The organism is Geopsychrobacter electrodiphilus DSM 16401 (genome assembly GCF_000384395.1).
Lineage (GTDB): Bacteria > Desulfobacterota > Desulfuromonadia > Desulfuromonadales > Geopsychrobacteraceae > Geopsychrobacter > Geopsychrobacter electrodiphilus.
Genome location: NZ_ARWE01000001.1, coordinates 1,106,635 through 1,121,697, shown reverse-complemented (window position 1 = coordinate 1,121,697; position 15,063 = coordinate 1,106,635). Strand labels below are relative to the sequence as shown.

The following is a 15,063-nucleotide window of genomic DNA, read 5'->3' as shown; positions in this document are numbered from 1 at the left end:
TTAGAAAAAGTCAGGTCCAGAAGCCAAAAGTTCACGCGCGTCACGTTGGGCCAGAGTATTCAGCAGGGTGAAGCCGGGCTTCACCGGGTCGGCGGTCAGCACCTCATTCAGCAAGCGATCATGAAGTTCCTTATCATAAACTCCACGTGCATAAAAGCGCGCAAAGGCGACCTTGATCGAGAGATCATCAGGGGCGAGCTTCATGGCTCTCTCAAAATTCAGTCGTCCCTCTTCCGGCTTGCCACCATACATCGCAGGACGCAGGGTCTGCAGAATAGCCAGATAGAGATGCAGCTGTGGGCTCTCTGCTCCTTCTTCATGGTGCAGGAGGTAACCGACCAGCGCTTCGAGCTGGGGCAGGCGCGCCAGTTCATTCCAGTCGTCGGCATGATGTTTCAAATAGACCAGCCAGCTCTGCAGATAAACCAGTCGCAGGGCGGGAGCGAGCTCGGCGAAGGTTTTCATTTTCGCTACAAAGGGATCAAATGGCAGGGCATTCAGACCGCAAAGCTCATGCTCCTCATTGCAGATGGCGCGATTCGCGTAAGCAAAAGAGCGTTCACTCAACCGCTTTGAACGCACCTTATCCGTAATCAACACGTCACCGAAAAGAGCGTAAAGCCCAGCAGCATCCCGCAGATAATCAACGTCTTGAGGGTCGGCATCAATCAAACTGTCGAACAGCAGCAGATAGGCGGGTGCCGCCGCAGCGACGGTTTCGGGATCGGTCTGATCCAGCGTCGCCTGTGCCATGTGCTGCGGCATACTGCTGAGACCGCAGCCCGACAGCAACAGGACCATCAGAACTAACAGGTAGTGCATGGCATCCCCTCTTTCAGGCACAAGAGTTAAGCCCTTTCGATGCGCCAGCAGTTGTGAATCCGCGGGTTGCGGGCAAAGTCAGGCGGCAGGGTCTGGTTACTCAGCTCTTCAATCTTCAGCCCAGGCAACTGGTCGCTGTCCAGCTTGAAACTGCGCAGATTGTTGGAAAAAATCAGAATCCCTCCGGACGCCAGGAATTTGATGACTGACTGCAGAATCCTCACATGATCACGCTGAATGTCAAAGGTGCCGTCCATCCCCTTGGAATTGGAAAAAGAGGGCGGATCGAGAAAGATCAGATCATAGCTTTTTTGCGGCTGCTCCAGCCAGCTGAGACAATCGGCCTGCACGAACTGATGCTGCGGCCCGTCAAAACCGTTCAGCTGCATATTCTTTTGCGCCCAGTCGGTGTAGGTGCGGGACATATCGACGGTGGTAGTTTCCGCCGCACCGCCGGCAGCGGCATAAACGCTGGCGGTTCCGGTATAGGCAAACAGATTGAGAAAGCGCGTCCCCGCTGCCAGCGAACGCAACAGTTGGCGCGTCGGACGGTGATCCAGAAACAGCCCAGTGTCAATATAATCACTCAAGTTCACCAGAAACCGCAAATCCCCCTCGTTGACCTGTTTGAGTACGCCACGCCGATCCTGGCGTTGATATTGGCTGACCCCCTTCTGGCGCTGGCGCTGTTTGGTATGTACCGCTCCGTTCGGCACCTCCAGGACCTGCATGACCGCCGAGACAGCGTCACGTACCCTCCGTTCGGCCTTCTGTTCGGGGACATCTTTGGGCGCCTGATATTCCTGAAGATGAACCTCGTCGCCATAAATATCGATCGCCATGTTGAATTCCGGCAGATCGGCGTCATACAAACGGTAGCATTCCAGGCGTTCAGCTTTCAGCCACTTTGATAGTTTTTTACGGTTCTTGCGCAGACGGTTGGCCAGCATCTCGGCTTCTGCGGTCAGCCGGCGAGCCACCGGACGTCCGGCGCCATCGGCCAGTGATTTCCAGTGGTTGGTTTCATCTAGGGTAAAATGCAGCAACTGGCACTTGAGCGCCCCGTTATAGAGCGGGGTCCGCTGATGGGCGCGCAGGCCGATGGCCCGCCCCAGTTCCACTTCACTTGTGATCACCCCCGCCTGCCAGCCGCCGAAGGCACACATCTTCTCCCCCAGCCGATTATAAAGGGGCGGCAAGTCTGAAGCCTCTCCCAGTCGTTCACCGTAAGGGGGATTGGTCACCAGCAACCCCGACTCGGTCGCCGGGGGTTCAACCTGCCCCAGCTCACGCCGCTCGAAATGCACCCAGCGATCCACCCCGGCGGCCCGGGCATGCTCCCAGGCCTGACGGATGGCGCGGGTGTTTTCATCGTAACCGATCAGCGGTGGATGCTGACGTTCGAGACCTGCGATCTTGCGTGCTTCGGCCTCCTCCAGCAGCTCATCCCAGTGCTGACCGTCGAACTGACGCCAACCCAGAAAACCGAAGTGCTCACGATGGAGACCGGGAGCGGAATCCGTCGCGATCATCGCAGCCTCAAGCGGCAGAGTGCCGGAACCGCACATCGGGTCGAGAAAGGCCCCACCGGCCGCATGGATTGCTGGCCAGTCGCAGCTGAGCAGAATCGCGGCCGCCAGATTCTCTTTGAGCGGTGCGCTCAGGCCGTCGCTGCGGTAACCACGCTTGTGCAGAGCAGCGCCGCTGAGATCGATGCTGATGGTCGCGCGATTACGGAAAAGATAAAGATTCAGTCGCAGATCGGGATCGAGAGGATCGATATTGGGCCGCTGGCCGTTGCTGTCGCGCAGCTGGTCGACCACCGCGTCTTTGACCCGTAACAGGGCATAGCGGGAATGGTCGATTTTTGATTGCGACACATGGGCATCCACCGCCAGACTGCTGGTGATATCCAGATGTTGACGCCAGTCGATCTGCCTGACACCGTCATAAAGTTGATCAGTGGTATCGGCCGCGAACTCGGCGATCGGCGCCAGAATCCGACTCGCCAACCGCGACCAGAGACAGGCCCGCAAGGCAACCTGCAGCGGACCCTGAAAGTGGACACCTCCGATCGCCTCCTCAACTTCGACGGCGCCGAAGGAGACGAGTTCCGTAACCAGCAGCGTTTCGAGTCCGCGCGCGGCGGTCGCAAAATAGGATTGATCAGACATAGCTAAAGAAAACACTTTCAATAAAGGTTGGTCCGGTAGGGACAATCACAAGCGCTTCAGTTCCAGCGCCTGTTCGGGATGAGCGGCATTGTACGCCTTCAGCGCCTCTTCACCGGCCAAGACCGACACGGCACTGATACCCTCCCCCATCAACCAGCGTTTCGCCACCTCCACCAGTTGTTTTCGGTCGACTGACAGTAAACGCCGGCGCATCTGATTGCGCAGTTCAAGGGTCATCCCCTGGCGTCGGTTGGCGAATTCGCGCGCACCGTTCCCGCTGGGTGAATGCGGTCGATCAAGGTCACTGAAAACGGCCAGAATCGACTCCTTGATCACTTCATCGCTGAGGCTTGCCGTGACCACCCAGGCGATCGCATCTTCGTAGACCTGAAGCGTCCGCTCCAGATGCGGATCGCGATAAGAGAGCAGCGAGAAGATTCCGGCTTCCGCATTATAGCCCGCCATTCCGCCGTAGGCTCCCCCCTTCTCGCGAATTTCACGGTGCAGGTATTCGGAACGCAGCAGCTTAGAGAGTACTGTCAAGGCCGCGCTATCCGGGTGGGTAAAGGCGGGCGCCGCGAAAACCCGGGTCACATAGTTGACCGGTACCGAAAAGACCCACCCCTGCCGTTGAGGGACAGGCTCCAGCTGAGGGAGCCCCTGCCCGCCCGCCGTTTTGCCCGGCAGAACCTTCAGCAGTGCTTCAAGGGGCGAGGTAAATGCCTCGAATTGCCCGGCTTCGGCGGTCAGTGCGGCCTGCATTCCGCTGCGATTGAAGAGCAGCCCAGCGATCTGCTGCAGACGTTCGGCGGTCTCCCGCAACTGCTCATCATCCTGCTGGGCCAGTTTCTGGACCAGCGCAACCTGTTCGAGGCCCGACCAGAGTTCACGCAGACGCGCCGCCGGGGACAGATAGGCAGCTGCGGCGCGGGCGGCATAGGAATGCCCGGAGGACGGGACCGAGTTTGCCAGTGAAATCCGGATTTGATCAAGGACCTGCCGAATCCGGCCGATATCGGAGAAATCGAGCCCTGTCAGGATTTCACCGAGCAGTTCACACATCGCGGCTGCGTTCCGGGTGAGAGCCTTGCCCTTGACCACGAAACTGGCGGTGAAGGCCGCATGGTCCTGCGGATCCTCCAACAACGAAGTGCGCGCACTGATTCCGCCGGACACGGCTTCGATCTTTTGTGCCAGCTGCACGTAACTGGAGGCTGTGGTTCCGACCTGGGTCAACAGACCACTAAAAATCGGCAAAAGCGGCAACAGTTCGGCCGAAAGAGAATCGATCGGCATGTTCAGCGCCAGAAACCCGATACCGTTGGTCGGCTGGGCGCACAACATCAGCGGCACCCCCGCAACGGTCTCCTCACTGACCTCTACCGGCGTTTCTTCGGTTTCAATATCAGTCAACTCGAGGGTCGGCAAGCAGGAGAGATTCTCCTCCGACTCCTGCGACTGCTGCAGGGCCTTGGCCTGAGCGATAATCTTCTGCTTCTGCCCGCCATCAAGGCTTGCGGCCAGCGCCGCCAGCTTTTTCTGCAACGCCTGTTCTTCCTGACCGCGCAGCTGGTGGTCCGGCTCAAGCAACAGCGTCACCCGATGCGGATTATCGATGAGCCAACGCTGCAACAAAACTTGTAGATAGGGTCCTTCCGCCAGTTTTTTGCGCAACTCCTGCAACTGGGTATCAAAATCAAGCGCGCTCAGCGGGTCGCCGCCATGCAACCAGGGACCGAACATGCGCATCAGCAGTTGCAGCCCATAGGGGTAGCTGTCACCGGTGACTTCACGATTGGAAAATTCAAGACGGTGGATAGCCCCTTCAACCCGTTCGTCACTGAACCCGGCAGCGGCAATCTGCTTCAGGGTCTCAATGATCAACGCCTCAATCTGCGACAATTTATCGGGATCGGTCCCCTGCAGGCCGACGGAAAAGCAGGTGGTGCGGTTGTCATCCTGAAAGCCGCACCCAGGGGCCAGATTCGCCCCCAGCCCTGAGTCGATCAGCGCCTTGTAGAGTGGAGTTGAGGGGTTGCCGAGCAGCAGGGTCGAAAGCAGCGACAGCCCCAGACGCTCGACACTTTCGTCGATATCGCAGGTTAGCCAGGCCATCTGGACCATTGATTTACCTGCCGTCTCCTCCCCGGCGTCGAGGGGATAAGACTCTCGAACCTGCTTGGGCGCGGTGATGCGGGTTTCCGGGGGCACCTCACTGTCCGGTTGAATCCTGTCAAAGCGGTCAAGGGCCTGTACCGCGACCTTTTGCAGCAGTTCCGGCAGATCAAGGTCACCGTAGCTGAAGCACCAGGCGTTGGAGGGATGATAGAAGCGCGCGTGAAAATCACGCAGCTGCTGCCAGCTGAGATCAGGAATATCTGACGGCTCACCGCCCGAATTATGATGATAGGTTGTGGTCGGATAGAGCGCCCGGCCCAGACGGCGCGAAAGCAGCGAGGAGGGGTCGGACATCGCCCCCTTCATCTCATTGTAAACCACCCCCTTGTAGACCAGCGGCGACAGGGGGTTCTCCATCTCTTCAAATTCGAGCCGGTGCCCTTCCTGGGAAAAGTCACGCTCGGTCAGGTTGGGGAAGAAGGCGGCGTCAAGATAGATATCCAGCAGATTATTAAAATCTTTGTGATTCTGGCTGGAGAAGGGGTAGAGCGTCCAGTCACTGGCGGTCATGGCGTTCATGAAGCTGTTAAGGCTGCGCTTGAGCATCGAAAAGAAGGGGTCGCGCACCGGAAAACGCTGCGAACCGCAGAGCGCGGTATGTTCGAGGATATGCGCCACCCCGGTCGAATCATCCGGCGGGGTGCGAAAGCCCACGCCGAACAGGCGATTGGTATCGGCACGCTCGAGGTGCATGTAACGTGCACCGGTCCTTTCGTGGCGCAGGCGGATCATGCGCGCCTGAATTCCGGGAATTTCGTCGATCTGCTCAATAATAAACCCGGACAAGCGTTGCCCGGGAGTGAAGGAATATTTTTTCATGGTCAATGACTTTCGGCTATTGGTGATCGGGGCAGGGACTCTGGTTACCTGCAACTGTAATCTTACACCATACCCGAGGGGAGCGAGACTGACCAGTGTCAATCCATCTAAAATGCCCCCCACTGAAGTTAAGACTCTGCTGCGGTCGAAATTTTTTGTTTTGGCTTGTGCGACGTCTTCCGAAAATTGCGCCGAGAACGCCCGGGAGAATCGAACGCCCAAGCTGTCTGTCTATGATCCAAACATACGTTCTTCTGTCTCCCTCGGCGATTGGCGGCCCGCCCCGCCGGTGCTGCGTGCCGCGCGTCATGATAGAGACAAGCAGACTCGTGCCTTTTCTTTGCAACGGATAACTGCGGCAACCTATTTCAGGAGTTTGCTAATCAGCTCGTGATATTTTTTTTCAATGACGTGACGTTTTTTCTTCAGGGTATTGGTCAACTCTTCCCCAGGTTTGAACTCACCCTCGAGAAAATGGATATTCTGTAACTTCTCGAACGGCTTGAAGCCTTTCTTGCTGTTCAGCATGCGATTCATCTCGGCCTTGACCTTTTCGAGCAGATGATGATTGCTGCGCAGATGCTCGGTACTCTCAATGATCATATCCAGCTTGCTGGCAGCGAACTCGCGCAGCTTATCGAAGTCGGCAACCACCAGCGCTCCGAGCCCTTTTTTATCCTGCCCGACCAGGACCGCGTCACTGATAAACGGCAGACGCGTAATCGCTGACTCGATGCGGCTGGGGTCAACATTTTCGCCGCTGGCCAGCACGATAATCTCTTTGGAGCGCCCCGTAATCACCAGTTCACCACGCAGGGTCAACATCCCGAGGTCGCCGGTGCGGAAGAAGCCATCGGGGGTAAAGGATTTGTCATCTTCTTCGGCATTATTTTCGTAACCGGAAAAGACCTGGTCGCCCTTCACCTGAATTTCGCCTTCAACTCCGGCAGCAACCGGCTGATCCTGTTCATCGACAATTCGTAGTTCGGTGTCGGCCACCGGCAGTCCGAGGGTGCTGAAGGTTTCGCAGTTGAGGGCGCGCCCGGCGATGGCCGGTGCACACTCGGTCATGCCATAGGCGTTAACGATCCGAATGCCGACGGCGTCGATCCACTCGTCAAGCCAGGGAGGCAAACTCCCGCCGCCGCTGATCGCCATGCGCAGACGGCCACCGAATTTCTCTTGCACCGCCAGCAGACGTGACTTGGCCAGCTTATCCGGCAGGACCAGTAACAGCAGACAGGACAGTGCCCGCAGCTTCCGCAGCCAACGTCTGAAGAAAGGTTGTTGGGTGAAAATCGGCAGTTGATCACGCAGAATACGCCGCTGGCGGTTAGTTGCTGTCGAAATGGCGACCAGGGTCCGGAAAATTTTTGCGCGGCGGGGATTTTCTTTTTCAAGGGTCCCGTTGACCCGGGCATGGAGTGATTCCCACAAGCGCGGGACCGTCGCCACCAGCGTCGGGCGATAGCTTTCCAGGTCAGCGGCAAAGGTCTTGACCGTGGAATAAACCGTACAGCAGCCTTGTGAGAGGGCGAGATATTCCACCGCCCGCTCAAAAATGTGCCAGCTCGGCAGGATCGAGACAAAGCGGTCAGTCTCGCGTAGACCGACCAGGTGCGGCAGATTCCGCACGTTGTACATGATATTGCGGTGGGTTAGACGCACCCCCTTGGGAACCCCGGTGGTGCCACTGGTGTAGATCAGGGTAAAAAGATCGTCCTGAGTCAAATGCAAGCAGCGCGCGGCAAAGACTTCCAGTTCATCCACAGTCAGTCGCCGGTCTTCGAGCAAGTCGTTATAGCTGTAGACGTTATCAAACCAGCGGTGAGTCTTCTCCCCTTCAATCAGAAAGATAGCGCGCATTTTTTTGCGCTTTAACATCTCTTCGTGGGCCTTGAGCAGCGCCGAGGTTTCAATCACCAGAAATTCGCAGGCCGAATGATCGAGGATAAATTCCAACTCGCTCGTCGGGGTGTCGCTACCGCGCGGCACACTCACCGCGCCGAGGGCGACCAGGGCCATATCGGTCACAATCCAGCCGTAGCGGTTGTCCGACAGGATCATCACCCGGCTCCCCTTTTTCATGCCCCGCTCGACAAAGGCCCGCGTCAGGATCACAACATCTTCGTAGAGCTTTTCATAACTGACGCTGAATTCGCTCCCCGCTGCGCGATAAACAAAGGCGATCTGCTCGGCATATTGGGAACGACTGTGCAGGAACATTTCGAACAGTGTACCGTAATTTATATCGCTATATCTGTGCATTCTGAGCTCACCCGTCGCTAAAGAGTTGAATCCCCTCCCCTCATCATAAGCGGCAAACAGGGACTGTGCAAGATTCCACCGCGCTTAACTCAACTTTTTTGAGAAGAAGATTTTTAACCCCTGCAGACCTGCCGGATCATTTGTCGCTATAATGGTTAGCGTCATCCTTTCCCTGTTATGGAGAACCTTGAATAATGCAGCTCCCGCACCGCGACCTGATTCTGCAAATTATCGACAATCTGACGCATGATATTCTCCAGGGAAAGGTGCGTGCACTGCGCATCGCGATGATCTGCCTGCTCTCAGGCGGACACCTGCTGATCGAGGATATCCCCGGTCTGGGCAAGACCAGCCTGGCCCTGGCCCTGTCGAAGATTCTCGGCCTGAGCTTCGGTCGCGTTCAGTGCACCAGCGACCTGCTCCCCTCTGACATAACCGGTCTATCAATTTTCGATCGCGAAAAGAACAATTTTCGTTTCATCGAAGGCCCGATCTTCAGCAACCTGGTGCTGCTCGATGAAGTCAACCGGACCATGCCAAAAACCCAGAGTGCCATGCTCGAAGCGATGGAAGAACGTCGGGTTACCCTCGAAGGGAAAACCTATAGCCTCCCGGACCCCTTCATGGTGATTGCCACCCAGAATCCGGCGGAACAGATCGGCACCTTTGCCCTGCCGGAGTCTCAACTCGACCGTTTTCTGGCCGCGACCGGTATCGGCTATCCACCGCCCGAGCTTGAACGGCAGATTATTCAGCATGGCAGCATCCGACACCAACTCGACCGGATCGAACCATTGCTCGGCCGCGCCCAGATTCTTGAAACCCGCGAGGCTGTGGCAGAGATCACCCTCGGGACGAAGGTTGCGGGGTTCATCTACGACCTGGTCGAGGCGAGCCGTCAACATCCTCTGGTTTTAGCGGGAATTTCAACCCGCGGCGGGATCAACCTGGCCGATGCCGCCCGCGCTGAGGCCTACTTAAAGGGACGTAATTATGTTGTTCCTGAAGATGTCCAGGCGATCGCGCTGCCGGTGACGGCTCACCGCCTGATTCTGAAAACCGAATACGAAACCCAGAACAAACAGGAGATCATCCGATCGCTGCTCCAAAAACTGCCCGTTCCTATGGCCTAAAACTTACCCGAGCCGGCATGGTTTATGTCGGCATGACGCTGTTTCTTGGCTTTGCGGCGGTCAACACCGGCAACAACCTGCTGTACCTGCTGGTCTCGGCCCTGCTCGGTTTCATGGCCGTCTCCGGCTGGCTGGGACAGCAGAATCTGCGCAACCTCCTGATCAAACTCACCTTGCCGCAGGAGATCTTTGCCGGTCAGCCAACCCTGATCGGGGTCTGTGTACAGAATCGTCGCCACCGCTTGCCAGCCTTCCTGATCCGCGTGCATCTCGGCGCGGACTTCCCGCTCTTTCCACAGATCTCCGCCAGGGGCACCGAAGAACAGAGTCTGATGCTGAACTGGTCCCGGCGCGGCCAGCAACAGCTAAAATATATCTGGATCGACTCCTGCTTTCCGATCAACTTTTTTGTGCGGTCGCTGCGCATCGAAGTTAACCAGGAGTTACTGGTTTTCCCTCAACCACAGCGGACTCAAGCCCCGACGGTAGCAGGGTATCACGCCCAACGCCACCAGCTGGCGCGTTCGGTCAGCGGCGATAGTGGCGACCTGCGGGGGATCCACGATTACCGTGGAGGAGAACCGCTGAAGGCGATCCACTGGAAGCTGTCAGCACGCCATAACAGTCTTAAGGTCAAGCAACATGAGGGCCTTGGTGCAGAGCCGATCGTGATCGACATTGCTCAGCTGGCTGGGGCCACTGAGGAGAAACTCCGGCGGGCGACGGGCCTGATGCTCGAGCAATTCCGCCACCAGCGCCCGGTCGGTCTCAAGCTCAATGGACGTTTCATCTCACCCCAAAGCGGCAATGGACAGCGCCGCCGCCTCCTAACCGAACTGGCTCTCTACCATGGCCGTTGAGAAGGTGCTGCAGATCCTCGCCAGCCTCGTGGCCATAATCGGGCTGGCGCCGGCCTTTCTGTATCTAACTCCTCTCGCCCAAATCGCCGGGCTTGCGGCATTGATCGCGGGTTTTATTGCGGATCGGCGCAAGCTGCAAGTGCTGCGCCCGCTCCCGGCGACCCTGCTCTCATTCGGTTGCTTCTTCTTTTACCTGTTGCAGATGTCACGGACCAACATTGTTGAACCGCTCATCAACATGCTGGTCTTGCTCCTTGCAGTGCGCCTGGTGACCGACAAATCGGGGCGCAACCTGCTGCAGATTTTTGTCTTGTCGACCTTTATTCTGGCGGCATCATCTCTGCTGAGTCTCAGCGCCGGCTACCTGATCAGTTTGATCCTGCTGATCAGTCTGGTGACCTTCGGCTTGCTATTGACCAGTTTCTACGCCACGGATCCGACGCTGCAGCTGAACCCTCAACAGTGGCGCAGCCTGCTCCGCACCGGATCAATGTTACCGCTCGGATCCTTGCTCCTGATGCTGTTCTTCTTCACCCTGCTCCCCCGCACCGAACACCCGTTGTGGAACTTCCTCAATCCGGCAGCTACCTCAAACGCCGGGTTCAGTGAAGAGGTCAGCCCGGGAAGTCTGGCCAATCTCGGTAGTAGTGGCGCAGCGGCATTTCGAGTCGAGATGGCCGCAATCGATCCACAGGAACTTTACTGGCGTGGGCTGGTGTTGAACCAGACCGACGGGCGCCGCTGGACTCGCGACAAAAGGGCACCGGCGGATATCAACACGGAGAAAGCCCTAAAAACATCACAGCTTATTTTCAGTCAACCGCGCAATGATCGCTACCTTCCCGGGCTCGATCTGCCGATTGAAATCTCCGAAATCAGAAACAGCGTCTCTGCCGATGGGGTGTTTGAAGCCCGCTACCGCCAGGGAAAATCCTTTCGCTACAGGGTTGTGTCTTCCCGCAGCGGCGTTCAAGAAATAAAAGACATTGCCAGAGAAGACTTTTATCTTCAAATTCCTGAGCACAGCGGGCAGCGCCTCACCATGATTGCCGCCGAAATCGCCAAACAGCCTGACCGCGCGTCAAAGATCCGGGCCGCAACCGATTTTTTCCGCCAGCAGAAACTGTCCTATGCCGCACGCAACCTGCAACTGAGTGAGACCCCGGTCGAGACCTTTCTGTTCGACAGTAAACGCGGCTACTGCGAATATTTTGCTTCATCATACGCGCTTCTCCTGCGTATCTCAGGGGTGCCGACCAGGCTGGTCGGCGGCTATCTGGGAGGGCGCTATAACGAATTGGGCGGCTACTATCTGGTCGATGAAGATATGGCACACGTCTGGGTTGAAGCGCTTGATGATCAAAATCATTGGCAACGACTCGACCCCAGTCGACTGGCAATCAACGCCGGCGTGGCGGTTAACGGGCTGGCACGTCTGCCTTTCAATTGGTCGCAAACGGTCACCGATTTTCTGGATACGGCCTGGAGTCGATTTGTCATCACTTACGACCTGCAGGCCCAGATGACGCTTCTATTTGCGACGGGCAAGAGACTGCACCAGTTCAAACCTGAATTACCCGGAGGTTATCTCTGGTGGTTACTGCCGCTCTGCTTTTTTATCCCTCTCGGACTGTCGTTCAGGAAACTTGGTAAACATCCCAGTCAAGAACAGAAAATAATGAAGCGTTACCTGCGCGCCCTGCGCAAGGCGACAGGCGAGACGGAAATTCCCGATCATCTCGGACTTTTTGCGATTGCCGAGCTAAGCCAGGAGCCTCTCTGTGCAGACTTTGCCCGGATTTATGGGGCTGCGCTCTATCGAGGGGCTGAACTGGACCCCAACGAGCTCATGCAGTTAAATCGTATTATTCAGCAAATTCCAGCGCATCAATTCTGCTTCAAACATGTTCACGAAGAGATTTATACCTCCGTGAAAGGCCGGGACACGGCAACAGTCAAAGATTGACAAACGCCTTAAGATTCCGTAGCTTGAAACGAATTTTTGCTTTCAAAGACAAGGCACGATAAAAAGATGTTCAGATCTCTGCTTTTTAGCCTCATCCTGTTGATTCTCCTTACGGCCTGCAACCCGACAATTGTTCCTCCACCACGCTCTGCTGATTATTATTTCAAAGAGGGGGAGAGATTTTTCGATAGCCACCTTTATGAAGATGCCGTAGCCTCATGGAAGAAGGTTCGGGACAGCTATTATTCTCCAGAACTGAATAAACTGGCCGAACTGAAAATAGCTGAAGCACAATATCTGTCCGACAACTTTGAAGAAGCCGCATCCAGCTACAGCGCATTCGTCAAAGAGCATCCTCGAGACAAGCGCCTGCCGGATGCCCTCTATTTTTTAGGGATGTCTTATTACAAACAGATGCTGAGCGAGGACCGCGATCAAACCGCCACCGAAAACGCACTGCACACCTTCCAGCGGTTTATGAAGGACTATCCTTCGGATAAAAGGATTGAAGAGGTGAGCGTCTTAGTGCAGCGCACGCGCAATCGCCTGGCCGAACGTGAGGTTTATATTGGCCGGTTCTACCTGCGCACCGGCCACTACCAGGCCGCTATCAACCGACTTAAAGGCATTCTCAAAGAATTCCCCAATTACTATTATCGCGATGAGGCCTTTTTCTATCTCGGCACGGCCTATCTCAAGCTTCACCGGAAAAAGGAAGCTGCGGATATCTTCAACACCCTGTTTGACCAGTTCCCGGATAGCCAATACATCAGCCAGGCTCAAAAAATTCTCGCAAAAGACTACTGAGCGCTCACGACTTATCGATCGAATAACAGGCCTCTAAAATTCAAGTTTTAGCGGCCTGTTCTGTTAAAAAAGCCCAGCTAAAACCACCTAAATACCAGAAATGATAAATCTCCCCTTATTCCTTCTTTTCACTTGACTTGCGATATATGCCATTATATAAAAAACGTCGTTCTTATAACGTCATTCTATTAGAGAAAGTTTAATACACTTTCCAACGACTGAAGCGGTTCTAAGGTCTGGGATCAAACCACCACTGAGCCCTCCAGAGATTATAAATCCGCCATTTCGCCACAGCTTTGGTTAACAATTCCGGCAGGTACCTAATGAGGTACCATTAGAGCCTTTCACAAGGAGGAGAGAGAGAATGTCGAACATATACGGAACACTGGATGATCGCGTCCGTTGTAAAGAACTACTCAAGAAGGTCAAAACGGCTGAACAATGTGTTGAGTTTTTCAAGCCCGGCATGAATATCGGCTGGTCTGGTTTTACTCCTGCCGGCTACCCCAAAGCGGTACCAATCGCTCTGGCCGATCACGTTGAGAAGAACAATCTTCAGGGCAAAACAAAATACAATCTCTTTGTCGGAGCCTCGGCTGGAGCGGAGACCGAAGACCGCTGGGCATCCCTCGACATGATCGACCGTCGCTGGCCCTACCAGACCGGCAAGAATATTGCCAAAGGAATCAATGAAGGCCGCATCCGCATGGGTGACAAGCACCTGGGTCACTTTGCTCAGGATCTCGGCTACGGTTTCTACACTGAGAACGGCCGGATTGACGTCGCTGTCATCGAAGTTTCGGCGATCACCGAAGATGGCGGCCTGGCCCTCACCTCATCCTGCGGCCTGGTGCCCGAACTGGTCACCGTCGCAGACAAGATCATCCTTGAAGTCAACACCGGACAGCCTTCGTTTGAAGGTCTGCACGATATCCTGATGCAGAACAAGCCGCCCCATCGTCAGCCGTTCATGATCACCGCCGCCGATACGCGCATTGGCACCCCCTACGTCCCGATCGATATCAGCCGGGTGGTCGCCATCGTCGAATCCAAGCATCGTGACAAAGGTCGCGCCTTCAGCGAAATGGACGACACATCCGAAGCGATTGCTGGTCACATCATGGAGTTCTTCGCCCACGAAGTTAAACGTGGCCGTCTGCCGGAAAACCTGCTGCCCCTTCAATCGGGCGTCGGCTCCATCGCAAACGCTGTCGTCGGTGGTCTGGCCAAGGGACCGTTCAAAAACCTCACTGTCTTTACCGAGGTTCTGCAGGATACCATGCTCGACTTCTTTGACTCAGGCAAACTCGACTTCGCTTCGGCCTGCTCACTATCACTCTCCGAATCATCCGGCTTCCCGCGCTTCTTCGACAACTGGGACAAATACGCGGACAAAATCCTGATGCGTCCGATTTCAATCTCCAATTCGCCTGAGCCGATCCGCCGTCTGGGCGTCATCGCCATGAACACCCCGGTTGAGTTTGATATATACGCTCACGCCAACTCGACTCTGGTTGGCGGCACCCGGATGATCAACGGCCTCGGCGGTTCCGGCGACTTTTTGCGCAACGGTTACCTGAAAATAATGCATGCGCCCTCGACCCGTCCGTCGAAGACCGACCCGCGCGGCATCACCTGCGTCGTCCCCAAGGCGCCGCATATCGACCACACAGAGCACGACCTCGACGTCCTGGTCACCGAACAGGGTCTGGCCGACTGTCGTGGCCTGGCACCTAAGGATCGCGCTCAGCTGATTATTGACAAGTGCGTCCATCCCGAGTACAAGCCGATCATGCAGGAATATTTTGATATCGCCGCGAAGGACTGCCTGGCCCGTGGGGTTGGTCACGAGCCGCAGCTGTTTGATCGCTGCTTCAAAATGCAGCTTAACCTTGCTAAAAACGGCACCATGAAAATTAAAAACTGGGACATGAAGGTTGATCTCTGCGAGTAATCGACCTTCCTTAAGCAGTTGCATTAAAATAGCCCCGCCGGCTTTCCGGCGGGGCTTCTTTTTGCCCAGTTCTGAAATAAGG

9 protein-coding genes are annotated in these 15,063 nt (G+C 55.9%); 5 read left to right on the top strand and 4 right to left on the bottom strand.

The genetic code is table 11. The features are described from left to right. The 4 genes from D888_RS0105235 to D888_RS0105220 form a co-directional block, all read right to left on the bottom strand. Entirely contained in the window at positions 1-822 is an 822-nt protein-coding gene (locus D888_RS0105235; RefSeq protein WP_020675490.1) for a TRAP transporter TatT component family protein, read from the bottom strand. Positions 823-848: 26 nt separating this feature from the next. Continuing rightward, a complete protein-coding gene (gene rlmKL / locus D888_RS0105230) occupies positions 849-2,996 on the bottom strand; it encodes a bifunctional 23S rRNA (guanine(2069)-N(7))-methyltransferase RlmK/23S rRNA (guanine(2445)-N(2))-methyltransferase RlmL (protein WP_020675489.1) in 2,148 nt (715 codons plus the stop codon). 45 nt (positions 2,997-3,041) lie between these two features. Continuing rightward, the gene (locus D888_RS0105225) at positions 3,042-5,993 is read right to left on the bottom strand and encodes an insulinase family protein (protein WP_020675488.1); all 2,952 of its coding nucleotides are present in this window, start codon (positions 5,991-5,993) and stop codon (positions 3,042-3,044) included. Between the two features lie 363 nt (positions 5,994-6,356). Then, positions 6,357-8,261, bottom strand: coding sequence for an AMP-dependent synthetase/ligase (locus D888_RS0105220; RefSeq protein WP_020675487.1), 1,905 nt, complete (start codon positions 8,259-8,261; stop codon positions 6,357-6,359). Positions 8,262-8,455: 194 nt separating this feature from the next. On the opposite strand from D888_RS0105220, the gene D888_RS0105215 reads away from it, so the two are divergent. The 5 genes from D888_RS0105215 to scpC all read left to right on the top strand — a co-directional run bounded on the left by D888_RS0105215 (position 8,456) and on the right by scpC (position 14,981). Beyond that, the gene (locus D888_RS0105215; protein WP_020675486.1) at positions 8,456-9,394 is read left to right on the top strand and encodes an AAA family ATPase; all 939 of its coding nucleotides are present in this window, start codon (positions 8,456-8,458) and stop codon (positions 9,392-9,394) included. A gap of 32 nt (positions 9,395-9,426) precedes the next feature. Then, positions 9,427-10,254, top strand: a complete 828-nt coding sequence (locus tag D888_RS0105210) for a DUF58 domain-containing protein (protein WP_169513266.1) — start codon at positions 9,427-9,429, stop codon at positions 10,252-10,254. Continuing rightward, positions 10,244-12,220 (top strand): transglutaminase TgpA family protein, encoded by a 1,977-nt coding sequence (locus tag D888_RS0105205; protein ID WP_020675484.1) that lies wholly within the window; start codon positions 10,244-10,246, stop codon positions 12,218-12,220. The genes D888_RS0105210 and D888_RS0105205 overlap by 11 nt, the downstream gene beginning before the upstream one ends. 66 nt (positions 12,221-12,286) lie before the next feature. Further along, a complete protein-coding gene (locus tag D888_RS0105200; RefSeq protein WP_020675483.1) occupies positions 12,287-13,027 on the top strand; it encodes an outer membrane protein assembly factor BamD in 741 nt (246 codons plus the stop codon). 364 nt (positions 13,028-13,391) lie between these two features. Then, a complete protein-coding gene (scpC, locus tag D888_RS0105195) occupies positions 13,392-14,981 on the top strand; it encodes a succinyl-CoA:acetate CoA-transferase ScpC (RefSeq protein ID WP_020675482.1) in 1,590 nt (529 codons plus the stop codon). The last annotated feature ends 82 nt before the right edge of the window (positions 14,982-15,063 follow it).

Coding starts and splice junctions, on each gene's coding strand:
- D888_RS0105235 (WP_020675490.1), bottom strand. CDS start 822: ATGCACTACCTGTTAGTTCTGATGGTCCTGTTGCTGTCGGGCTGCGGT.
- rlmKL (WP_020675489.1), bottom strand. CDS start 2,996: ATGTCTGATCAATCCTATTTTGCGACCGCCGCGCGCGGACTCGAAACG.
- D888_RS0105225 (WP_020675488.1), bottom strand. CDS start 5,993: ATGAAAAAATATTCCTTCACTCCCGGGCAACGCTTGTCCGGGTTTATT.
- D888_RS0105220 (WP_020675487.1), bottom strand. CDS start 8,261: ATGCACAGATATAGCGATATAAATTACGGTACACTGTTCGAAATGTTC.
- D888_RS0105215 (WP_020675486.1), top strand. CDS start 8,456: ATGCAGCTCCCGCACCGCGACCTGATTCTGCAAATTATCGACAATCTG.
- D888_RS0105210 (WP_169513266.1), top strand. CDS start 9,427: ATGACGCTGTTTCTTGGCTTTGCGGCGGTCAACACCGGCAACAACCTG.
- D888_RS0105205 (WP_020675484.1), top strand. CDS start 10,244: ATGGCCGTTGAGAAGGTGCTGCAGATCCTCGCCAGCCTCGTGGCCATA.
- D888_RS0105200 (WP_020675483.1), top strand. CDS start 12,287: ATGTTCAGATCTCTGCTTTTTAGCCTCATCCTGTTGATTCTCCTTACG.
- scpC (WP_020675482.1), top strand. CDS start 13,392: ATGTCGAACATATACGGAACACTGGATGATCGCGTCCGTTGTAAAGAA.